General features: G+C 23.0%; 13 protein-coding genes. 8 read left to right on the forward strand and 5 right to left on the reverse strand.

Annotated features, from left to right (window positions below; all coding sequences use genetic code 11):
* Nucleotides 1–301 precede the first annotated feature (301 nt).
* The 5 genes from pth to yihA form a co-directional block, all read right to left on the reverse strand.
* Nucleotides 302–889: an aminoacyl-tRNA hydrolase gene (gene pth / locus OC701_RS00005; RefSeq protein ID WP_304514068.1), complete on the reverse strand. Its 588-nt coding sequence runs from the start codon at nucleotides 887–889 to the stop codon at nucleotides 302–304.
* Between the two features lie 133 nt (nucleotides 890–1,022).
* Nucleotides 1,023–3,812 (reverse strand): cation-translocating P-type ATPase, encoded by a 2,790-nt coding sequence (locus tag OC701_RS00010; RefSeq protein ID WP_304514069.1) that lies wholly within the window; start codon nucleotides 3,810–3,812, stop codon nucleotides 1,023–1,025.
* A 133-nt stretch (nucleotides 3,813–3,945) separates the two neighbouring features.
* Nucleotides 3,946–4,728: an alpha/beta fold hydrolase gene (locus tag OC701_RS00015; protein ID WP_304514070.1), complete on the reverse strand. Its 783-nt coding sequence runs from the start codon at nucleotides 4,726–4,728 to the stop codon at nucleotides 3,946–3,948.
* A gap of 32 nt (nucleotides 4,729–4,760) precedes the next feature.
* Complete coding sequence (locus tag OC701_RS00020) at nucleotides 4,761–7,355, reverse strand: valine--tRNA ligase (RefSeq protein WP_304514071.1); 2,595 nt, start codon at nucleotides 7,353–7,355, stop codon at nucleotides 4,761–4,763.
* Nucleotides 7,356–7,514: 159 nt separating this feature from the next.
* Nucleotides 7,515–8,117: a ribosome biogenesis GTP-binding protein YihA/YsxC gene (gene yihA, locus OC701_RS00025; RefSeq protein ID WP_304514072.1), complete on the reverse strand. Its 603-nt coding sequence runs from the start codon at nucleotides 8,115–8,117 to the stop codon at nucleotides 7,515–7,517.
* Nucleotides 8,118–8,540: 423 nt separating this feature from the next.
* On the opposite strand from yihA, the gene pheS reads away from it, so the two are divergent.
* The 8 genes from pheS (at nucleotide 8,541) to OC701_RS00065 (ending at nucleotide 19,184) form a co-directional block, all read left to right on the forward strand.
* Nucleotides 8,541–9,581 carry a phenylalanine--tRNA ligase subunit alpha gene (gene pheS / locus OC701_RS00030; RefSeq protein ID WP_304514073.1) on the forward strand — a complete coding sequence of 347 codons (1,041 nt, stop codon included), beginning with the start codon at nucleotides 8,541–8,543 and terminating at the stop codon, nucleotides 9,579–9,581.
* Between the two features lie 57 nt (nucleotides 9,582–9,638).
* Entirely contained in the window at nucleotides 9,639–12,065 is a 2,427-nt protein-coding gene (gene pheT / locus OC701_RS00035) for a phenylalanine--tRNA ligase subunit beta (RefSeq protein ID WP_304514074.1), read from the forward strand.
* 33 nt (nucleotides 12,066–12,098) lie between these two features.
* Nucleotides 12,099–13,007 (forward strand): ribosome small subunit-dependent GTPase A, encoded by a 909-nt coding sequence (rsgA, locus tag OC701_RS00040; RefSeq protein ID WP_304514075.1) that lies wholly within the window; start codon nucleotides 12,099–12,101, stop codon nucleotides 13,005–13,007.
* Nucleotides 13,008–13,154: 147 nt separating this feature from the next.
* A complete protein-coding gene (gene lepA, locus OC701_RS00045) occupies nucleotides 13,155–14,972 on the forward strand; it encodes a translation elongation factor 4 (protein ID WP_304514076.1) in 1,818 nt (605 codons plus the stop codon).
* Between the two features lie 79 nt (nucleotides 14,973–15,051).
* The gene (locus OC701_RS00050) at nucleotides 15,052–16,353 is read left to right on the forward strand and encodes an ABC transporter ATP-binding protein (RefSeq protein WP_304514077.1); all 1,302 of its coding nucleotides are present in this window, start codon (nucleotides 15,052–15,054) and stop codon (nucleotides 16,351–16,353) included.
* A complete protein-coding gene (locus OC701_RS00055) occupies nucleotides 16,347–17,201 on the forward strand; it encodes an ABC transporter permease (protein WP_420887963.1) in 855 nt (284 codons plus the stop codon). The genes OC701_RS00050 and OC701_RS00055 overlap by 7 nt, the downstream gene beginning before the upstream one ends.
* 5 nt (nucleotides 17,202–17,206) lie before the next feature.
* Nucleotides 17,207–18,004 (forward strand): ABC transporter permease, encoded by a 798-nt coding sequence (locus OC701_RS00060; protein WP_304514078.1) that lies wholly within the window; start codon nucleotides 17,207–17,209, stop codon nucleotides 18,002–18,004.
* Nucleotides 17,994–19,184 (forward strand): ABC transporter substrate-binding protein, encoded by a 1,191-nt coding sequence (locus OC701_RS00065; RefSeq protein WP_304514079.1) that lies wholly within the window; start codon nucleotides 17,994–17,996, stop codon nucleotides 19,182–19,184. The genes OC701_RS00060 and OC701_RS00065 overlap by 11 nt, the downstream gene beginning before the upstream one ends.
* Nucleotides 19,185–19,223: the final 39 nt, after the last annotated feature.

Raw genomic sequence — 19,223 nt, forward strand, 5'->3', positions numbered from 1 at the left:
CTCTTCGTAATAAATCATTTAAATAAATAATATTTATTTAAATATCGTTTAATATTTAATAATTTTTATAATATATAGAATATTATAATAAATAATAAAATATCATCTTCAGTTTTCAAAGAAGTAGTTAAACTTAAAATTATATGATCTTACTTAATATACACAAAGATAAAATAAACATAATTTCAAGGTTATTTTTTCCAAAGTATAAAGTAACACAATAATTGTAATTTAAAAAATTCATATTGTCAATATTTATTGGACATTTTATTTCCAAAAATTTATTTTATCAAAACAATAATTAATTATTCTTTTTAAAATCAATTATTATTTTAAATAAAGATTCTACAGAATTTGTATTAATAAAAATCTCTATTAGTCGTTTGAAAAAACAAAAATTGGAAGTAATTAAATTAATATTTTCCGGATTCATCTTTTGCAAAACATATTGTGATAAAACCAAATTAGAGTCGCGACCTACACCTATCTTTAATTTTAAAAAATCTCGTGTTTTCAAAACCTCTATAAGATTTTTAATACCATTATGACCACCATAATTTCCATTTTGTTTGATTTTAAACTGACCTATATTTAAATTAATTTCATCATGAACTATCAAAATATTCGACAATTCAATCTGATATTTATCTATAATTTTTTTCACAGCTAAACCTGATAAATTCATATAAGTTTTAGGTTTAATTAATAAAAAATTTTGATTATCCATACAACATTGATAAATTAAATTAAATTTATCATTTTTTATTTCAATTAAAATAGATTTTTGAAATTCTTTTAATAAATAATCAATTAACATAAAACCCACGTTATGAGGAGTAAAATGAAAATTTACTCCCGGATTACCTAATCCTACAATTAATTTATACATCCAAAATAATACTCCATTAAAATTGTTTCTTTTGATTCAAATTTATTAAATAAAAATAAATAAATATTCCAATTCTTCAAAAATCAGAAATTATATTTATCAAAATAAATCAAATTGATCAATTATTAAATATTCATGATCTTAATTTAATATTATTTATAAATTTATAAATAGTATCCATAGTTAAAATAATTATAATGCATAAACTTAAATATAAATAATGTTTAAAATTAATGAAAGTAGTCCCAAAAAAATTATTTAAAATGGTTAAATTTTGAGAAATCAAAATAAATAACATTAATTCACATAAAATTCCGACAAACAGAAGATTATTTTTTTTTGTAAAATTTTGCCAAAAATAAAATTTATCAGATCGGCAAGCAAAAACATTACCTATTTGCGAAAAAATTACCGCACCAAAAGCCATAGTAGAAGCAAAAATAAACTCAGATTGTTGGGCAATAATTTTAAAAGGAATGTTTTTATGCATTAAAGACCAACCGCCATAATATAAAAAAAATATTAAAGCTAATATACCTTCTACAATACCTAAAAAACCATAACTTCTTTTCAACAATTTAGCATCTAACAAATGATCTTTAGAAGTTCGAGGTTTTTGAGACAATAAATTTTCCTCAGGTTCTTCCGCTCCTAAAGCTATAGCAGGTAATAAATCCGTAATTAAATCTATAGCTAAAATTTGCATAACAGTTAAATAAAGTGGTATTTTAAATAAAGCCATAAAAATAATTGGGAAAATTTGCGGAACATTAGAGCAAAAAACATAACTAATAAATTTTTTAATATTAGCATAAATAGCTCTGGATTCTATTACTGCTTTTGGTATGGTAGAAAAATTATTATCTAACAAAATCATATCAGCAGCATTTAAAACAACATCTTTAGTATCTTTGCCCATAGTAATACCAATATGAGCAGCTTTCATAGCTAAAATATCATTAACACCGTCACCAATAACTCCCACAATCTCGTTATTTTTGACATATGCTTCAGTAATTTTCAATTTATGTTTCGGAGTGGTACGAGAAAAAAAGATTGGAACTTTAGTGTTTAAAACTTTTTGCAGTTCTTGAACCGACATATTATCCAATTGAGAGCCATCAATATTTAAAAAATTATCATCTTTAATCAAACCCACTTTTTTACCAATTGAAATAGCAGTTGGGCCATAATCTCCAGTAATAACAGTAATTTTTAAACCAGCTTTTAATAAATCTTCAACAGCCTGACGAACTTCTATTTTCGGAGGATCAAAATTAATTGCAAAACCTAAAAATACCATATCTTTATCTTGATTTGATTGTTCAGATTCTTCTATTTTTTTATAAGCAATAGCTAAAATACGATAACCTTGACTAGACAATTCCTCATTACAACGAACAAAATAATCTTTATCATTATCTTTGAATTCGCTAACTTTATTATTGCTGTACTGAAAATTACAACTATTTAAAATAACATCAGGAGCACCTTTAACAAAAAGATATTTATTATTAATGTCATAATATTCTTGAGATACATTAAGAACTAAAACACTCATTTTTTTATTTTCTGAATTAAAAGGGGTGATTTTATCAATAATAAAATTTTTACGAATATTTTGAATATTAAAACCGTATTTAGTAGCTGCAACCAATAAAGCTGCTTCTGTAGGATTACCAATAATATTAATATTATCAGAATTTGCATCAATTAAGTTAGCTTCCGAACACATAATAGTAGCTATTAACATCTTAGAAATAATTTTATTATGAGTTAAAATATCACCATCATTATTATCAAATTTTCCTTCTTTTTGCAATCCATGACCGGTAATATCCACGCAACCTCCAGGAAATAATAATTTTTTACAAGTAATCTTATTTTCCGTTAAAGTTCCTGTTTTATCAGTACAAATTACTGTAGCAGAACTTAAAGTTTCTACAGAAAATAATTGTTTAATCAAAGCTTTTTGCTTTGACATCCTTTGAGTACCAATAGCCAAACTTAAATTAATAGTAGGCAATAAACCTTCAGGAATGTTAGCTACTAACATACCTAAAGCTACTACAACAGCTGATTTAAATGCTGATAACCAACTAGATTCACCTTGAAACTTAAAACGCCATAAACAAATTAAACAAACAAAAATAGCTAATGAAGCTGCCAAAAAACTAATTCTTTTAACTACTCTATGTATTTCTAATTCTAAAGTACTAGTACTTTTATTAATATCACGAGCTAATCGAGCTACTTCTCCTATTTGAGTATTTTCTCCAATAGCATAAACAATACCTTTAGCACTTCCTTGAGCTACTGTAGTCCCAGCATAAACTAAGTTAGGGATTTCAAAAATATTATCCTTTTGATCGTTTTTCAAAGCATTTCTATTTAAAGGAATAGTTTCTCCTGATAATGTCGAATTATCTACAAAAAAATTATTAGCTTCTATCAAACGAACATCTGCAGGAATAATAGAACCCATTTCTAAAAAAATTAAATCTCCTATAGTTAATTGTTGTGTATCTAAAATCTCTATTTTATTATTTCTATAAACTTGAATTTGTTTAGGAATCATATCACTTAAAGAAGATAAAATTTTTTCTGCCTTATATTCTTGAAAAAAAGAAAAAATACCATTTATAATTACAACCGAAATAATAGCTATACCAATAGCTTTTTCATGAATAATAAAAGCTAAAAAACCTGCAATCCATAATAAAATAGCAAACATTGAAAAAAATTGTTTAATAAATTGTTTAAAAAAAGAAAAATTTTTACTCTGCTTCATCACATTTAAACCATATAATAATTGTCTTTGACGAACTTCTTCTGTTGTTAAACCTGATTTTTGCATTTGAAAATAATCCCAAATCTCATCCAAAGATAAACGACTAATTTTAATAATATTTTCTTTGTTCATATATTTACCTCATTAATTTAAAATATTAAACAAATTATTAATAAAATTTGTTCTAGAAAATAGATAATCAATAATGAAATCGGTTTTAATTCTCAAAAAAATAATAGTAAATTAAAAACCAAACAAATATTAATTATATTATTCTACTATTTAACCACACTAAAACATCATGACAAATTTGAAACTTTTCGATATCATGAAATAAATTATGATATGTTTCATGATACAATTTTAATTGTTTATCCTTAGAATGAATAGAATCTAAAAGATAAATGCCATTTTGATAAGATACTACTTTATCTTTAATACCATATAATAATAAAACAGGAGTTAAATAAGAAAAAAAATTTTTTTTTAAATAACGCATACTTAAAACTAATAAATTTCTTAATAAACGATAACTAACAGATTCTAAACGATAAGGATAATAACCTATATCTAAAGGAATATGGGATATTTTAGAAGAACTAAAATTAAGTTTTTTTCTTTTCAATAAACTAAATACATAAAAAGGATAATTTAATAAACGATTTGAAATTTCTCTACTAGGAGCAGCGCTAATAATAACTCCATCTATATTTTTATATTTAATAACATAATTATTGGAAATAATTCCGCCCATACTATGACCAAGTAAAAAAGTTTTCATAGGATACATTTGTCTTACATATTGAACTAATTGCGCTAAATCATCTAAAAAAATATGAAAATCTTTAATATCTCCTCTTTTACCTAAACTTTTGCCATGGCCTCTAACATCATAAGCAATTACATTAAAATTATTTTTAAATAAAAAATCAATTAAAAATGAATAATCATAAGAACTTTCGCCTAAACCATGAGTAATAATAATATTAGCTTTTGCTTGTTTAGATATTGACCAAACAACATTCAAATAAGAATTATTAAATAACATAACAACAAACCATTTTATTTAAAACATTAAATTTATCTTTTTTTTATTAACTTTTGATATTGTAATAAATATTTATTATATTTTTCTTTTTCTTCTTGAACTTTTAATTTATTAGCCTTATTTAAAAAAGATTTATTTTTTAAAAGATTTTCACTTCTTTTTAACTCATCTAAAATTTTATTAATTTGAAAATTTAAATTTTTATTCTTGGATTTTTGATTAATTTTGAATAAGATTGTTCGTTTTATAAAAACAAAAATATTTTGATCTGCGAACAACAATTCATATTCAGAAATACAAGGAGAAATAGTTTCTAATTGTATATCAGATGCTTTAAACAATTTTTTCAATTCAAATAACATCTTTTGAAATTCCTTTAAATAAGACGTAGGAACTTCTAAATATAATTCCAACAAAAAGAGTTTATTCAAAGAATTCATTTGACGAAATTTACGAATTTTAGTAACCAATTGTTTTAAAGATTCAACAATAGATAAAGATACTAAATCATTAAATTTTAAAGGAGATAATTTTTCTGAAATAATAGAATATCCCAAACCTAATTCTTTATAAATAGCGTCTGTAACAAAAGGCATAAAAGGATGTAGCAATAATAAAATGGATTTCCAAATATAAATAATTACTTTATGACTATTAAGGATGAATTCAAAATTTTTATCATTATCTTGCCAACAAATTTTATAAAACTCTAATCCCCAATTAGCAAACTCGTCCCAAACAAAATTATATATTAATTTTCCTATCACACTAAATTCATATTTATTATATAAAACATCTATTTTTTCTAATAATATTGATAATTTAGTTAACAAAAATTTTTCTAGCAATAATAATTTATTTTGATTAAAATCTGTTTTCTGCGTTTTAAGATTATTTTTAATAAAAAAACCAATATTCCATAGTTTATTAGCAAATTTCCAACTAGAAATAATTTTATTTATATCAAAATAAAAATCTAAACCTGGAGAAGAGTTAGTTGTTAAACACCATCTTAACGAATCTATTCCGTATTGATCAATAATATCTTTAGGATCAAGGCCATTACCTTTAGATTTAGACATTTTATGACCTTGAGAATCTCTAATTAAACCATGTAATAAAACATCTTTAAAGGGTATTTTTTTTACAAAAAAGATACTTTGTAAAACCATTTTAACTACCCAAAAAGTTAAAATATCATAACCAGTTACTAAAACATCTATTGGAAAATGTTGCTGAAATAATTGCGAATTGTCAGGCCAACCTAAAGCGCACAAAGGCCATAAGGAAGATGAAAACCATGTGTCCAAAACATCAGGATCACGCACAAAATCATTACCTGGATTATCTATTTGAACTTTAACCTCGTTATTTGAATTATACCAAGCCGGAATAGGATGACCCCACCATAATTGACGCGAAATACACCAATCTTCTATTTTAGTTAACCATTGGTTAAATAATATTAAAAATCTTTTAGGAAAGAAATTAATTTTATGTTTTTTTAAAATTAACTGAGATAATTCTTTAGTTTTTAAAAACCATTGCAAAGAAAGACGTGGTTCTATAATAATACCTGATATATTAGCGAAACGAAGAGAATGATTATAATCTTCTACTTTGAATAAAAAATTGTTTTTATCTAAATCTAAAATTAATTTTTCTCGACATACAAAACGATCTAATCCTTGATATTTTCTCGCTAATTCATTCATAGAACCATCAGGATTAATACATAAAACCGCTTTTAAACCATGTTTTTGACCTAATTGAAAATCATTCAAATCATGAGCAGGAGTTACTTTTAATAATCCACTACCAAATGACATATCAACATATTTATCGGCAATAATAGGTATTTTTAAATTGGTACCAGGAACTAAAACCTTTTTACCAATAAAATGTTGATATCTTTTATCATCCGGATGACACATTATAGCTTGATCTCCGAAAATTGTCTCAGGGCGAGTAGTAGCTACTACAACATAATCATTACTTATACATTCATCTTTAATTAAAAAATATTTTAAATAAAATAGTTTACCTAAAACCTCACGTTCATGAATCTCGGTATCAGATAAAGTAGTTTGAGCACTAGAATCCCAATTTATTATTTTATAATCACGATAAATCAAACCTTCTTGATACAAAGATACAAAAACTTTTTCAACAGTAGAACTTATAGAAGAATTTAAAGTAAATTGTTCGTAAGCATAATCTAATAAAAGACCTAGATCTCGCCATTGTTGACGAATATCTTTCATATATTTTTGTTGCCATTCATAGGCATATTTCAAAAAAATTTCTTTAGTTAAATCACGAATGCAAAAACCTTTTTCTTGTAGTGTTTGTTTAATTTTAATTTGTGTAGCTATTCCCGCATGATCCATACCAGGAACAAAAAGAACATTATAACCTGTTAACATTTTTCGACGAATTAAATTATCTTGCAAAATATTATTCCAAGCATGTCCTAAATGTAATTTACCTGTAATATTAGGCGGAGGAATTACAATAGTAAAATTCGGTAAATTAGAAAAATTACTTTTTTTTTGTAATTCTTTGTACTTTAACCAATCAATATATTGATTTTTTTCAATAATTTTAAAGTCATATTTATTATTCATATAGTTTAAATTTTTCTCATTTATAATTTCCTAATAAGGATAAAATAGGTAGTAATATTCTACCACTTACAAAACAAATATTAACCAATCAATAAACTAAAATATAAAAAAAATTAAAATTTATATATTTTATACAAATATTTTTTATAATAATTTTTATTATACATGTAAACTTTTAATCATAAAACTAATAATTTCTGAAATTCCATATTTATCCCGGCAAGAACATAAATAAAAATTTTTAATACTAAGAAAATTATTATTAAAACATTCCTGAACAAACTTAATTTGAGATAATAAATGATTTTTTTTAACTTTATCCTTTTTATTTAAAATCACTACAATAGGAATTTTATATTTAATTAAATTGTTAAATATTTGCAAATCTAATAAAGTTGGACCAATATTAAAATCAATTATTTGAAAAATAATTTTAAGCTGATTATTATTGGTATTGGTAATAAAATGCTCAATCATTAACATTTGTTTAATACGTGCTTCTTTATTTCTTTTAGAAAAACCATAACCAGGCGAATCTATTAAATAAAAATAATTATTAATTAAAAAATAATTCAAAGTAGTAGTTTTTCCTGGTTTTTTAGAAAATAAAGCTAATTTTTTATGATTAGTCAAAGCATTTATTAAAGAACTTTTGCCAACATTACTACGTCCTATGAGTAAAAATTCAGGAAAATTTGAAAGAGGACGATCTTGTAAATTAGTAATACTTTTAATAAAAATAGCTTTCTTAATTATATTCATAAATTCCGATTAATCTCAAAATATCGATATTTTTAAAGTTGATTTGCCCCTTATCTTATATTTTTTATGCTTTAATTAACATAATATTCATTAATATAGAAAATTTTATAACAAATAAATCTAATTAGTAAAAAACTTTATTTTGTGTATTAAAAGCTTAACAATAATAAAATTAACTCTTTAAATTGTAATTATGATAATATTATAATATCACATCATGAAAATTAAAAATTTGAAACTTAAAATCTTAAAATAAAAAATTTTAATAATATTGCGATACTAAAAATTAGCCTTAACACACTAAAAAAAATTTACTTTTCTATAAAAATTAGAATTCCAAAGTCAAATTAAATTAATTTAATAAATACTAAATATTTATTTTTATTCAAATATCATAACTAAAAGGAAATTAAAATTAAAATAATGAATGATAAAAATGAAACTTTACAAAACAAAATATTCAAATTAACACAAGAAATTAGATTAAAAATTCAAGAATTAAACGAAATAAATTATTTACATCAATTAGACATTCAATATAATAAATTTAACAAATATTTTACAGAATTATTTAAATATATTAAAAAATGCGATTTAAAAACAAAAAAAGAATTAGGCCAAAAAATAAATGAATTAAAAACACACTCTATCTTTATTTACCAAAAAAATAAAATAAAAATTGAAAACAAACAATTACAAAAAAAAATAAAACAAGAAAAAATCGATATTACTTTGCCAGGTTTTTCATTTCCAACAGGAAGCATACATCCTCTAACAACAATAATTGAAGAATTAGAAAATTTTTTTTTAAAAATAGGTTATAAAATTTATGAAAGTGAAGAGATAGAAACAGATTTATATAACTTTGAACTTTTAAATATAAGCAAAAATCATCCAGCTAGAGATATGCAAGACTCTTTTTATCTAGACCAAAAACAAGAAAAACTTTTAAGAACGCATGTGTCTGCCATGCAAATTAAAGCTATGTTACAACATCCTAATAAACCTTTAAAAATAATTTCATCAGGAAATGTTTATCGCAGAGATAAAGATGATGCGACTCACAGTCATCAATTTACTCAATTAGATGGTTTTGTAATAGATTACAAAGCTAATTTGGAAAATTTAAAAACCACTGTTACCTCTCTAATAAAACATATTTTTGGCAAAAAACAAAAAATATTTTTTAGACCCTCTTATTTCCCTTTTACAAACCCAAGTTTAGAAGTAGATTTGATTCTAACAAAAAAAAACAAACAAAAAAGATACCTTGAAATTATGGGAGCAGGACTAATACATCCGAATATTTTAAAGCAAGGCGGATTCGATCCTAATAAATACCAAGGTTTTGCCTTTGGCATGGGAATTGAACGTCTAGCTATGTTAAAATATCAAATAGAAGACATCCGAGATTTTTATAATAATGATTTAAGATTTTTAAAACAATTTTCATTATTAAATTGAAATATCAATCTTTAATAAAGATTTATATTTAAAAAATAATTAAAAAGAGAAAATACCATGATTATCAACGAAAACATTTTAAAAAAATATTTATTCCGATCTATTCCTAAAAACTTAAAATTTCTAATTAACAATCATATAACAGAAGTAGAAAAAATAGAACTAATTCACTCCCAATTAACAATCCAGAATAACCAAAAATATATTATCGGAAAAGTTATTCAAATTATAAATCAAATAATTACAATAGATATTGGTGAAAATATAATATCTATTAATCAAAATAATAAAATTGTTAATTTGGATAATTGTTTAATAAATAAAAAAATTATTGTTTTAATAGAGCAAAAATCACAAAATATTATTTCTAATTTGAATAATAACCCAAATTCAAATATTAATGATAAAAACATTTACAAAAAAAAAATAATTTCAGCTAAAGACTTAAAATTATCTGATAAAAATTTAATAGAATCAGAAAAAAATGAAATCTTATATTTAGACGATCAAGCTCCTATTGGTGAATGCGCTTTGACATATTTAAATTTAAAAGGTTCGGTTATAAGATTAGCATTAACCCCTAATAGAGTAGATCTGTTATCACATATAGGATTCGCTAAAGATCTAAATGCTGTATTAGAATCATCTGCTCACAAATTAAATAATTTTCAAAACTTCAATGATACTCCTTGTGAATTAGATGAATTAAATCCTTTCTGTATAAACATCGAAAACAACAATTGTTATGAATATAATTTAAGATATCTAACAAATTTAACAATAAAACCTAGCCCTTTATGGTTACGCAATTTACTAATAACAAATCAAATAGAACCTATTAATAATATTATAGACGTTATTAATTTAATAATGATAGAATACGGGATACCGTTGAATGTTTTTGATGCTGAAAAATTAACTAACAAACAAATCGAAATAAGAAATGCTAAACCAAACGAAAAAATCGTTCACTTCACGAAAACATATCTTTTAAAAGATCAACAAGACATAGTAATTACTAATAACAATAATATTATCTCTTTAAATGAGATCTTAAATAACCCAGATTATGAAATCAAAGACAAAACTCAAAAAATTATTATTACAAGTAGTTATTGGAATATAGAAAATATTTCCAAAATAGCTAAATATCATCAAATAAATAATAATAAAACTTTATTATTTACCAAAGGAATCGATCAAAATTTAATTCAAAAAGCATTAGAAAAAGCTGCATATTTAATACAAACATTAACTTATGGAAAAGTGTACAATAAAATTGCATCTCAAAAAATACAAAAATATCATAATCCAAAAATAAGAATTACATTACAAGAAATTAATAAAAAAATAGGTTTAAAATTATCTTCTACTAAAATTATAAATATATTGAATAAATTAGATTATAATGTAGAATTTATATCTAAACCTTCTCATAATTATTTTATAGCACAAGCTCCAGAAAGACGTTATGACATTACAATTCCCGAAGACATAATAGCAGATTTAGTTAGATTAAAAGGTTTAAATAATAAAACCAATCAATCCACCATAAATAATTGTAAAGAACATAACCATCTACAAAAACAATTAATTAAATTAAAAAAATTTTTAGCTAACTTAGGATTTTACGAAATCAAAACTTACAAACTCATTAATCCAACAATTTTTAACTTATTTCATCATGATCAAAATTATTTATCAATTATAAATCCTATAAACGAAGAAAGAAAAATTCTTAGACAATCTTTAAGTGGAAATATGATGGAAGTCTTAGAATTTAATCATAAAAATAAAAATACAGATAATGCTTTTTTTGAAATATCAAATGTATTTTACAACAATAAAGAGATTTTGCATTTATCTTTGGGTATTAGCGGTTATTTCATAAAAAATAACTGGTTAAAACAAAATATAGAAAGTTCTTTTTTTATTTTAAAAGGAATTTTGGAAAAAATAGCTCATTTTTTAAAAATTAATTTATCGTTTTCAGTTACCAAAAAATATTTAAATTTACATCCAGGAGCACAAGCAAATATTAAAATTAATCAAAAAAATATTGGTTTTATAGGGGAAATACATCCAAAATTCAATCTAAACCATTTAAACAAAAGTTTTTTAGCCGAAATTAATCTAGATCTCATTTTAAAAAAATCTCTAAAAAATCAAATAATTGTTCATAAAATTAATAAATTACCTTATATAACTAGAGATTTAAGTTTTTGGATAAGCAAAAAAATCAATTTTAAAAAAATATTAGAAAGTTTGACCGAAGATTTTCAAAAAATTTTAATAAAATGCGAATTGTTAGATGTATATATACCAGATTCTAATTCCCACAATACAAATCCAGGATATTATTCTTTATCTTTTCGTTTAACATTAGAAAATATCAATAATGACTTAAATAAAAATACAATAGAGCAAATTATCAATCAAATAGAAAACAATTTAAAAAATAAATTTCAAGCAAAAATAAGATAAACAAAAACTATATATAATAAACAGGAGATTATCTTGTATAAAGGAATTGTTATTAAAAACTTAATTACTAAATATGTTATTATTGATTTATCCCAAAAAACAACCATAATCGCTCAACCTAAAGGCAAAATGAAAGATTTTAATCAAAAAAAAATAATAACTAAATCAATATATCATTTCCCTATCAAAATAGGAGACATAGTAGAATATGAATTTAAATATAACAGTTTTTTTATTATAAATATACAAAATCGTAAAAATGAATTAGAAAGGCCTAATATAGCCAATATTGATCAAGTTCTACTAATATTTTCTCTTACAAAGCCTAAAATAGATTTTAAGTTATTAGATAAATTTTTAATAATTCTGCAAAGACTAAATATTAAAATAATATTAATTCTAACTAAAAAAGATTTAATAAATCAAGAACAATTCCAATATATCCAAAATCAAATTTCATATTACGAAAAATGGTATTCTGTAATATATATGAACGCTAAACAAAAAGAGGATATAAATTATATAATTGAAAAATTAAAAAATAAAATAACTATTCTAGCAGGGCAAACTGGTGTAGGAAAATCAACTTTATTTAATAATTTAACTTCTCTTCAAGTTAAAACTCAACCGATCTCACTTCATTCACTTAGAGGTAAACATACCACAACAAGCGCACAATTATATATGTGTCATCAAGGTTATTTAGCGGATACACCTGGCTTTTCAAAATTAAAACTATCTAATTTAAAAACTAATGAAATTAAAAATTTTTACCCAGATTTTAATTCTATATCTGAACAATGTTTTTTCGGAAATAATTGTTTACATATCAAAGAAAAAAAATGTAAAATAATAGAAAATTATCAAAAAGGTTTAATTACCGAAAGTAGATATCTTAATTATGTATTCTTAGTCAAACAAAATAAAAAAAATAAAAATTAAAATAAGATTAATAAAATATTTAAATCCGATTTATCTATATAAAGTATTTTTTATTATATAAAACTAAATAAGCAATTATATACTAATACTTTAACTAAATTTTAATGATTATATAAATAATAAAGAAAGTCGGTTGCATAAAAAAATATGGATTTTGATAAAATAAAAAAAAGGCAAAAACAAATAAGAAATTTTTCTATTATTGCACATATAGATCATGGCAAATCTACTTTAGCTGATAGAATTTTAGAAATAACAAATACTGTTAAAAAACACGAAATGAAACCTCAATTTTTAGATTCTATGGCTTTAGAACAAGAAAGAGGAATAACCATTAAATTAAATGCTATTCAAATTAAATATAATAATTTACAAAACAAAGAATATATTATGCATTTAATTGACACACCAGGGCACAGTGATTTTCGATATGAAGTTTCTCGTTCTTTAGCAGCATGCGAAGGTGCTTTATTAGTAGTAGATGCTACTCAAGGAATACAATCACAAACTATATCTAATCTAGAATTAGCTTTAGAAAATAAACTTATAATTATACCTGTTATAAATAAAATAGATTCCCCTAACGCAAATATACCTAAAATTCAACAAGAAATTCGAAATCTTCTAAAAATAGATATAAATTCAATTATATTAGCGAGCGGAAAAACAGGAATAGGAATTCAAAATGTTTTGGAAAAAATTATAACCAATATTCCTTATCCTAAAGGAAATCCCCAAGCACCGTTACAAGCTTTAATTTTCGATTCAAAATTTAATAATTATAAAGGAGTAATACCTCATATTAGAATTATAAACGGAACTATTAAAAAAGGAGATCGTATACGCTTTATTAAAAGCAAAGCTGTGTATGATGTTATAGAAGTAGGTACTTTTCAACCCAATCCTGTTATAAAACCTTTTTTAACCACAGGAGATGTAGGTTACTTAACTGCTTTTATCAAAAATATTGATGATGTCAAAATCGGCGACACCATTACTTTAAACAAAAATATTGAAGTTCAAGCATTACCAGGCTATAAAATTATTAATCCTGTAGTTTTTTGTGGTTTTTATCCTGCCGAAAGTAAACAATACATTAATCTTCAAGAGGCATTACAAAAATTAAAATTAAACGACTCATCATTAATTTACGAAAAATCTAATTCTAATATTTTAGGCATGGGGTTTCGTATTGGTTGCTTAGGCTTATTACATATGGATATTATTAAAGAAAGAATTACTCGTGAATTTCAAATAGAAGTTATCATTACTGCTCCTTCAGTTATTTTCCATGTTTATACCAAACAAAACCAAAAAATTATTATAGATAACCTGCAAAAATGGCCTCAAAATCAAGCTATCGAAAAAATAGAAGAACCTTTTATAAAAGCTTTTATCACATGTCCTGAAAAATACATAGGTTCAGTAATGAAAATAACACAAAATAAAAGAGGAATTTTACACAATATTAAATATTTAGAAAACCAAAACGCAATATTAACATATTTATTACCTTTTGGAGAAATTATTTATGATTATTTTGATCAATTAAAATCTACTACTCAAGGATATGCTACTTTTGATTATCAAATGGAAAATTACTATCCGAGTAAATTAAAAAAAATGGATATTCTATTAAACTCTGAAATAGTTGATGCGTTATCTTTAGTAGTTCATGAAGACTTCGCATATACTAAAGGTAAAATAATCTGCAATAAATTAAAAGAATTAATACCAAAACAAATGTTTGAAATTACAATTCAAGCGGCTCTTGGAAAAAAAATCATAACTAGAGAAAATATAAAAGCTTTAAGAAAAAATGTTACAGATAAATGTTATGGTGGAGATCATACAAGAAAAAAGAAATTATTAGAAAAACAAAAAGCTGGAAAAAAGAAAATGAGAGCTTTAGGAAAAGTAAAATTACCTCAACAAGCTTTTTTAGCTATTTTAGCAAATAAATAATTAAAATATTTTTACAAAAATTTAGTTCAAAATAATTTTATTAACATCAAAACAAGAGGGAGGTGAGAGACACATATATATGAATAATTTGATAGAACTAAAAAATATTACTAAAGTCATAAATAATCAAATAATTTTAAAAGATATTAATTTAAAAATTAAAACAAATGAATTTGTAACTCTATTAGGACCTTCAGGATGCGGTAAAACAACTATTTTAAAAATTATAGGAGGTTTTGATACTTGCAGTAGTGGTGATATTTTTTTTAAAAATAAAAGTATTTTAAATGTGCCTCCTCACAAAAGATTAATTAATACAGTTTTTCAAAATTATTCGCTTTTCCCTCATTTGAATGTTCTAGAGAATATAGCTTTTGGTTTAAGAGTAAAAGATTTAAATTACGAAACTAAACAAAAAATAAAAAACGTTAACAATACTACAAAACAAAAAGTTAATTCTCTTAAACAACAATATAAACAAAAAATAAAAATGATTCAAAATACTTTAAATCAAAATTATTTATTTTCATGGTTACCATTTTATAAAAAAAACCCTTATATTCAACAATTAAAAATAGATTTAAAAAAAGAAATAACAATTATCCAAAATCAACAACAACTATTATTAAGCAAATTACATCACAACTTATTATGCACAATAAAAAAAGAAGAATTTATCAAAAATAAAGTATTACATTATTTAAAATTAGTAGGATTACAAGGATTTGAAAATAGAAATATTTATCAACTATCTGGGGGACAACAACAACGAGTAGCTATCGCTCGAGCTTTAATTAATGAACCTGAAGTGGCTTTATTTGACGAACCTTTAGCGGCATTAGATCTAAAATCAAGACAAGAAATGCAATACGAATTAAAAGAAATGCAAAAAATTTTCGGTATTACTTTTATAGTAGTAACACATGATCAATCTGAAGCTTTAACTATGAGTGATAAAATAGTAGTTATCAAACAAGGAACTATTCAACAAATAGGCAACCCTGAAGATATTTATAATGAACCTGCTAATAAATTTATAGCTCAATTTATCGGAGAATCAAATTTAATTTCTGGAATTATGAAAGATGATTTTGTAGTTTTATTTGATAATAAAGAATTTCGTTGTATAGATTATGGTTTTCGTAAAAATCAACCTGTCGACATAGTTATAAGACCAGAAGATATAGATATTGTAAATTATAAAGATGGTTTAATTACAGGAAGAGTGCATTCTATATCTTTTAAAGGAGTTTATTGGGAAGTGATTATCCAAACTAAATATAGAAATTATTTAATTCACACAACAGATTTTATTGAAAAAAATACCCAAATAGGAATCTCTTTCAATCCTGAAGACATCCATATTATGGAAAAATGGTAAAATTAAAAATGAATAATATTGTTAAAAATAAATCCAATAATTTTTACAAATGGTTAGCTTTACCATATTTAATTATTATAATTACATTAATTATAATGCCAATATTAATAATTTGTTTCGATTCAATTCAAGAATATGATGATACTAAAATTATTAAAATTGTTTTTACTACCAAATACTATTATAATTTTTATACTAATTTAAATTTTATTTACATTATTATAAGATCTATTTCTATTTCTATTATTGCTACTTTTTTTGTTATTATTATTACTTACCCGTTAGCATATGGCGTTTCAAAGTTAAATCCTTTAATTCAACCTATAATTGTTTTATTAATTAACGGTACTATTTGGATTAATATGATTTTAAAAATACAAGCTTTAGTGCAAATTTTATCTTTAACAGAAAAATTTTTAAAAATTAATATATTAGAAACTAATATAGCCATGTTTATTGGTTTTTTATATTTGTTTTTGCCTTATATTTTTTTATCTATTTATCTAAATATTTCTAAAATAGACAAAAGTTTGATTGAAGCTGCGCAAGATCTAGGAGCTAATGAACAACAGGTTTTTAAAAAAATTGTTTTTCCTTTATCATTACCAGGAATTATCGAAGGAACTATTTTAATTTTATTACAAATAGTAACCAATATTATTGTGCCGAAATATTTAGGTCCTACCAATGTCATGGTTATAAGCGAATTAATAGAAAACAAAATCTTTTTAAATGATGAAACAAAAAGCGCTTGTGTTATAGCTATTAACTTAACCATTATAATGTTACTAATATTAAAGCTTTGTCCTAAAAATAAATACCAAAAATACACTAAAGAAGGGAAATAGTAATTATGAAAATTAATATAAAAAAAAATTTATTATACATATATTTAACAACTATGTTAATTTTTATTTATCTCCCTATTATATCTTTAATAATTTTTTCTTTTAACGAAAACGAAGGAAGAATAGCTTCATTAATACATTTTAACAAATTTGGTTTTAAATGGTATTATAAAATAATACAAGATGAATCAGTTAAAAAAGCTATAATAGTAACTTTAGAAATAGCTTTCCTATCCACTTTTATATCAACTGTAATCGGCACTTTAGCGGCCATTTCTTTAATGAATTATAATAAAAAATGGCAAAAAATAATTTTATCTACAAATAAATTTCCTATAGTTATACCTGAAATTATAAACGCTCTATCTTTATTCGTTTTATTTAGCTTTATGAGATTAAATAATGGATTTTGGCGTATGTTATTGTCGCACATATCTTTTAGCGTACCTTATGTTTTAATTACCATTTATAGTAAATGTTGCAATTTAGATTTAGATACTATAGAAGCAGCTTATGATTTAGGTGCTACGCCAAATCAAACTTTAATCAAAATTATTTTACCTCAATTAAAAAACTCTATTATAGCAGGAGCTAGTATAGCGTTCGCTTTATCTTTTGATGATTTTATTATTTCGTATTTTGCAGGAGGTTCTGAATTTCAAAACATCTCAGCTTATATATATAGTTTAAAAGGCACTATTAATCCTACCATTAATGCTTTATCATCATTACTAATTTTATTCATTTTAATAAAAATAATTTTTAATTGTTATTATGTGAAAAAAAATAAACATGAATACTAAAAAAAAAATAATAATTATAATATGGTGTCTATTAATAATTTTTATTTCCAACTTATATCGAATTATATATCACAATTCTGCTAAACAAAATATAATATTATTTAATTGGGGAGAATATATTGATCCTAAAATTATTTCAAATTATAATAATCAATCAAAAAATTTTATTATTAAACAAAATTTTTTCTCATCAAATGAAATAGCTATAAACAAAATAAAAACAGGAGATATATATGACATTGCTATTTTAAGCGAATACGCTATAGAACAATTAAAAGATAATTATCTCAATAAAATAGATAAAAATAAACTTATCTGTTATCCTGAACTAAATCAAAATTTTCAAAAAATTCAACAAGATAAATTACCCAACAATATAAAAGAATATATTATCCCATATTTTTGGGGAAAATTAGGTTTATTATACAATAAAAATAAAATAAGTCGTGAACAAATAAGTAAAAATTGGACACAAATATTACCAAATAATAATTATAGAGTAGCACTATATAATAATCCTTTTGAAGGGATATTTATAGGATTAAAAGCAACTCAAGGTAATATCAGCCAAGCCACTCCAACAGAAATTCTTAAAGCCAAAGATTGGTTATTAAATTTAAAACAAAAAAATAAAAATTTATTTTTTGTAACGGATCAAATTTTAGATAATATGCGTATAAGTGGTCAAGAACGTTATGACATAGCAGTTACTTATTCTGGTGACGCTAGGTATCTAATGAAACAAAATCCTAATCTTGAATACTATGATTTTGATAATCAGGAAAATAATATTTATCAGACAAATATTTGGGTAGATAGTTTAGTCTTACCTAAAGGCAGTAATATAACAGGAGCTTATGATTTTATCAATTTTTTATTAAAAACTAATAATCTTAAACAAAATGCTTTATTTGTAGGATATGATTCTCCTTACGAAAATATCAATGAAAATGATGATATTTTAAAAATAAATATAAATAAAAAAGATAATATATATAAATATAATATTCAAACAAAAAAACAAATTAATGATGCCTGGAATGAAATTTACGCATATCCTAGGCCACAAGATAAATATTTATTATTATTAAGTTTTATAATAATTATATTTTTTCTAATAATAAAACTAAAAATAAATTTTCCTAAAAATACTAAATTTTTTATTACCAAATATAAATAAATTAAAAAAATAATCTCAAAATTGTAATTAAAATAACAA

This window comes from Candidatus Phytoplasma bonamiae (genome assembly GCF_030586845.1).
Taxonomy (GTDB): domain Bacteria; phylum Bacillota_I; class Bacilli_A; order Acholeplasmatales; family Acholeplasmataceae; genus Phytoplasma; species Phytoplasma bonamiae.

What these genes read in the sequence shown, in the direction of transcription:
- pth (WP_304514068.1), bottom strand. Translation starts at nt 889, where the DNA reads ATGTATAAATTAATTGTAGGATTAGGTAATCCGGGAGTAAATTTTCAT.
- OC701_RS00010 (WP_304514069.1), bottom strand. Translation starts at nt 3,812, where the DNA reads ATGAACAAAGAAAATATTATTAAAATTAGTCGTTTATCTTTGGATGAG.
- OC701_RS00015 (WP_304514070.1), bottom strand. Translation starts at nt 4,728, where the DNA reads ATGTTATTTAATAATTCTTATTTGAATGTTGTTTGGTCAATATCTAAA.
- OC701_RS00020 (WP_304514071.1), bottom strand. Translation starts at nt 7,355, where the DNA reads ATGAATAATAAATATGACTTTAAAATTATTGAAAAAAATCAATATATT.
- yihA (WP_304514072.1), bottom strand. Translation starts at nt 8,117, where the DNA reads ATGAATATAATTAAGAAAGCTATTTTTATTAAAAGTATTACTAATTTA.
- pheS (WP_304514073.1), top strand. Translation starts at nt 8,541, where the DNA reads ATGAATGATAAAAATGAAACTTTACAAAACAAAATATTCAAATTAACA.
- pheT (WP_304514074.1), top strand. Translation starts at nt 9,639, where the DNA reads ATGATTATCAACGAAAACATTTTAAAAAAATATTTATTCCGATCTATT.
- lepA (WP_304514076.1), top strand. Translation starts at nt 13,155, where the DNA reads ATGGATTTTGATAAAATAAAAAAAAGGCAAAAACAAATAAGAAATTTT.
- OC701_RS00050 (WP_304514077.1), top strand. Translation starts at nt 15,052, where the DNA reads ATGAATAATTTGATAGAACTAAAAAATATTACTAAAGTCATAAATAAT.
- OC701_RS00055 (WP_420887963.1), top strand. Translation starts at nt 16,347, where the DNA reads ATGGTAAAATTAAAAATGAATAATATTGTTAAAAATAAATCCAATAAT.
- OC701_RS00060 (WP_304514078.1), top strand. Translation starts at nt 17,207, where the DNA reads ATGAAAATTAATATAAAAAAAAATTTATTATACATATATTTAACAACT.
- OC701_RS00065 (WP_304514079.1), top strand. Translation starts at nt 17,994, where the DNA reads ATGAATACTAAAAAAAAAATAATAATTATAATATGGTGTCTATTAATA.